This window comes from Desulfosarcina sp. (assembly GCF_041551955.1).
Lineage (GTDB): Bacteria > Desulfobacterota > Desulfobacteria > Desulfobacterales > Desulfosarcinaceae > Desulfosarcina.
Genome location: NZ_JBFELV010000431.1, coordinates 1 through 4,312 on the forward strand (window position 1 = coordinate 1; position 4,312 = coordinate 4,312).

Annotated in this window: 5 protein-coding genes; 3 read left to right on the forward strand and 2 right to left on the reverse strand. The window is 52.5% G+C overall.

Features of this window, described 5'->3' with window-relative positions:
- Both ABYV26_RS21825 and ABYV26_RS21830 read right to left on the reverse strand, forming a co-directional pair.
- On the reverse strand, positions 1-838 hold an 838-nt coding region (locus ABYV26_RS21825), incomplete at its 3' end, for a hypothetical protein (RefSeq protein ID WP_372683471.1).
- A gap of 204 nt (positions 839-1,042) precedes the next feature.
- The gene (locus tag ABYV26_RS21830) at positions 1,043-2,140 is read right to left on the reverse strand and encodes a M20 family metallopeptidase (protein WP_372683472.1); all 1,098 of its coding nucleotides are present in this window, start codon (positions 2,138-2,140) and stop codon (positions 1,043-1,045) included.
- On the opposite strand from ABYV26_RS21830, the gene ABYV26_RS21835 reads away from it, so the two are divergent.
- From ABYV26_RS21835 to ABYV26_RS21845, 3 genes are all read left to right on the forward strand, one after another.
- Entirely contained in the window at positions 2,139-2,282 is a 144-nt protein-coding gene (locus tag ABYV26_RS21835) for a hypothetical protein (RefSeq protein WP_372683473.1), read from the forward strand. The genes ABYV26_RS21830 and ABYV26_RS21835 overlap by 2 nt on opposite strands.
- Positions 2,283-2,815: 533 nt before the next feature.
- Positions 2,816-4,012 carry a histone deacetylase gene (locus tag ABYV26_RS21840; RefSeq protein ID WP_372683474.1) on the forward strand — a complete coding sequence of 399 codons (1,197 nt, stop codon included), beginning with the start codon at positions 2,816-2,818 and terminating at the stop codon, positions 4,010-4,012.
- Positions 4,013-4,033: 21 nt separating this feature from the next.
- On the forward strand, positions 4,034-4,312 hold a 279-nt coding region (locus tag ABYV26_RS21845; protein ID WP_372683475.1), incomplete at its 3' end, for a hypothetical protein.

Consider the following 4,312-nt stretch of genomic DNA (forward strand, 5'->3'; position numbering starts at 1 on the left):
AAAGCTGGTCTCCCTCGAAAAAAAGAGCCTGGGGATCGAGAATCAACGGCTCACGGGAGGGATCACCCTCACTCATAAATTTCGCCAACAGTGCCAGATTCTGAAAACTGGGCTGGTTGCGGGGATCGATCTCCAGGAAGAGAATCCGGTCGCGATGGTTTTCCGATCCGTGGACATACGTGGCCAGAACCTGCTCGTCCAGTTCTGCATCGGAAAGCGGTCGATGATCCTTTTTGACCCGGGTGAACACGGACTCGTCATATGCACCGGTGTTCCGCGCAGATCGGACGCATTCTCTGAGCCAACCATAGTAGGTATCCACGCTCTGGGCCTCGAGTATTTTGGCATAGAGGTGGTCACCGGAGGCTTTAAATTCGTCAAAGTTCATGCCTCGCTCGGAGTTGGCGCCGTATACCAGTACATCAAAGGCCAGGTCCGGTTCTACGGTCAGGTAGTAGCGGTGCAGGATGTCAGCCATTTCCTCGGTAATCCATCCATCCGGGATCCGTTTTATCAGGTAGTCTGGACCTTCGGCCGCGAGATGCTTGCGGGCCAGAGCATAAAGCACGCGGGAAGTTGCCCAGAGGATCTCGATAAGGTATGGCGGCATATGGAGGGGAAGGGCCCAGGGAAGATCTCCCGCCCCGTAAATGGGCACAAACAGTCCTTTGTCGGCAAGGCTTTGGTAGTAGCCCGCCACCAGCGCGTCATTTCTAGCCACACGTTCATTTTTTTTCAGCGCCTGCCGAGTTTGCGCAATGCGTGCCCCTTCGTCAAACTTATTCTCTATCTCTTGCAACGTTTCAAGGGCCTGCTCAATACTTGGTAACTGTGTCATATCACTCATACCCTTCCTCCCTTTTAATCATCTCCTGACTCGGACTCACCGTTGCTGTTGAAAAAGCGTAGGCCGCAAACCATCCATTGCAGCCAGCAGGTCTTAGATTATAAGCACCAAATCTCAAACCCATTCCAAATTACCATATCCAGCTTTAGAAAAAGGGCCAAACCCAACAATAGCTTGTCATCTGGTTCTTGGCTATTATCTCCGGTCAAGCACCTGCTCGACAAAATCAAAAAGGATATTGGTGTAAGTGGAGATACTTTCCAGATCAATCCATTCATGGTCAGAGTGATGCCCGGCGCAAACCGGCTTGGTAATAATCACCGGAATTTTGTATTGGGAAAAAAAGCGGGCGTCGGAAGCGCCTTCGCTGCGATAGATCGGCATGGGGTGGGTGAGATGACGCTCGGCGGCCTTTTGAAACATGCGACTGCACCAGAGCTCCATATCCAGGTAAAAATTGTCTCCCACCACCTTCGGCTCAAATTCACCCTTCTGGCCTACAATTTCTCGCACCCGGTCCTTTATCTCTTCCGCCGTCCGTCCTTCGATAAAGCGCAAATCAAAGCTGGCTTCACAGGCATCAGGCACTTTATTGGCCGCATCGCCGGCTACAATTTTTCCTAAGTTCAACGTGTGGGTCCATTGTTCAGGGGAGAATACAAACGGAAATTCGTTGCGCAAATCAGAATAGATCGCCAACATCTTGTCGATAGCGTTATCGCCCAGCCACGGTCTGGAGCCATGGGCTGATCTACCGGAGGTTTTTACATGAAAATGGAAGACGCCTTTTTCTTCCGCTTCAATCTGAAAATTATCGCCACCATCCGGCAGAAAACACACTGCTGGCCTCAGCCCAACTTCGTTCAGCAAATAACCAATTCCTTTGTTTCCACCGATTTCCTCATCAAAGGTAAACGCAAGGAGTATTTTCTCCTGGCCTGACTTGAGACGGTCCCAGACATTAAAGAACACCGGAACGGCAAATTTCATATCGCTGGTGCCCCGCCCCACCATCCGGCTCCCTGTTATTTGTGGTTCAAACTGTTCATCTTGGGCTTGAACCACATCCAAATGGCAAGACAGCATCAGGGCTGGGTTCAGGGTTTCAACGTCAAGCCCGGCAAGCAGCGTGGGATAGGGATAAGAAGGAATTATTTTCGTCTTCAGACCACGCTTTTCCGCTTCAGCTTTCAGTAGATCGCGGCAACGATCATGTTCCGGCATGTGTTGCGGCTCATGGGTGGTTTTTTGACGGATCAACTGTTTGAAAAGTTCTATATACTGACGATCCATGATAAAATCCTTTCTGATTGAATACTACGCGCTTATCGCACCTGATATTGATATCACGACGCATCTGCTGGTCTACAAAACCGCCTGGGCCAAGGATCAGCGTTGTTTTAATTTGGGCCTGGGTGTGTCCATGGCCAAATAATCAGCCGGGGAAGCCTCAACCACCCCGCCAATTGTACCATACGCATCAGTGGTGATTACAGTTACTCGACCGAGCCTGCCCATGCCCGGCGGTAACATCTTGCTTACACTGATTTGATCGGGTTGTTTCTAACTCATGAAAACGACGTCAACCTAAACCTGTGCTTGCTTGCTGTCTCTGAGACCGAGGCCGATTCTGAGCGCGACATTATCAAATGGTCGGGCGACATTCCAGATGGCGGTAATTGTGCACCCTTCGATGAATGTATTGGAAATTGCTTACGAGGTGTTATATGTTGAGATTAAACTACAATCATTCACCATGTCAAACGGTGAGATAGACAGGTGTTGGGCAAATGGTGGCGATTTAATGACCGGATAGGTACGGTTTGGTAAATTTGACCAAACGCAGCCAGATGATCCTTGTGGTTTCCGATTAGCCTTCAGCCAGTCCCGCCCACATGTACCTGCCGGTATGCCTATCACTGGATCATACGCCGATTTGAAATCTATCCGTGTTGAGACGAATGCGCCATGATTGATTTTAATGCGGTCACGGAGATTGAAAAAAGGACCAATGAAACGGTAGTGAAAAAACGAACCGGCATCCTCAAAGACCCTCGCTACACGGGGCATTGCATGGGTCCTGATGAACTGGAGTGCCCAGAACGGCTGGATGTGCTTTATACCCTGCTCCAGGAACCGGACCTCAGCGGCTGTTTCACGGACATCTCACCGAGAATGGCTGAAAAAGACGAGCTTCAACGCGTCCATTCGGCCGAATACATCAGTCGTTTAGAAGCCACGTCGGGGCGTGGGTCTGTTTACCTGGACGAAGACACCCGCACCTCTGCGCACTCCAACGAAGTGGCCCAACTGGCAGCCGGGGGGCTGTGCCGGGCGATCGAAGCCGTTCATGCCGGGTGGGTGGACAACGCCTTTGCCCTGATCCGCCCTCCGGGACACCATGCCGAACGGACCGCGGCCAAAGGATTCTGCCTTTACAACAACGTGGCCATCGCCGCCCACTACGCCCAAAGCAAACTGGGTTTGGCGCGCATCCTGGTGGTGGACTGGGACCTGCATCATGGCAACGGTACCCAGCACTGCTTCGAAGATGACCCGTCAGTGCTCTTTTTCTCCACCCACCAGGCGTTTACCTATCCCCACAGCGGCAGCCTGCGCGAGATCGGTAAAAACAAGGGCAAAGGCTATACCGTGAATGTACCGCTTCTGCCCGGCTTCGGCGACGGGGACTACCTGGTGATTTACGAACGCCTGCTAAAGCCCATCGCCCTGGCGTTCAGACCGGATATGGTGTTGGTAAGCGCCGGTTTCGACATCCATTTCAACGACCCCATCGGAGGCATGAAAGTGACCCCGGCAGGCTTTGCCGGCCTGACCCGCATCCTGCTGGACATCGCCGAAGCATGTTGCGGAGGGAAACTGGTGATGACGCTGGAAGGTGGATATCACCTGGAAGCGCTCAGGGATTCGGTGCGCGAGGTCCTGAAAGAGATGACCGGTCGGCGGACGACTGAGATCCAAAGCGCCATTGCATCGGCCAATCCTAAAAAAACCGCTTATATTCTTTGGCGGGTCAAACAGGTACATCAAAAATACTGGAAAAACCTGGCCGTGTCATCGACCGGTGACCCCACGGCCGTCCCTTCGAGAATGGACCGATTCAGGGGTACCTTGTCTCGATGGATCGCCTATTTCAAGAGTTGACCAAAAAGAAGGTTCCGTCGCATGCCATTCAGGGAATCCATCAAACAGCTCGCCAAAAAGATGCAGACCTGCGAGGAGTGGCTTGAATTGGTCAGGTATCTTCAGGAACCGATTCAGATCGGCAGCCTGCCGGCGGAGCTTCACATGCGATGGGCCGGTAAGGGCGATCTGATGGCGATCAATGCCCTGCAGGGGTTCGTCAAGGAGACCGATTTCATGGAAGCCTCGCTGCGCAAGGGGGATCGCTGCCTTGTATTGGAGCACGACGAGCGCATCTGTGCCTCGGCCACGTCGATGGCG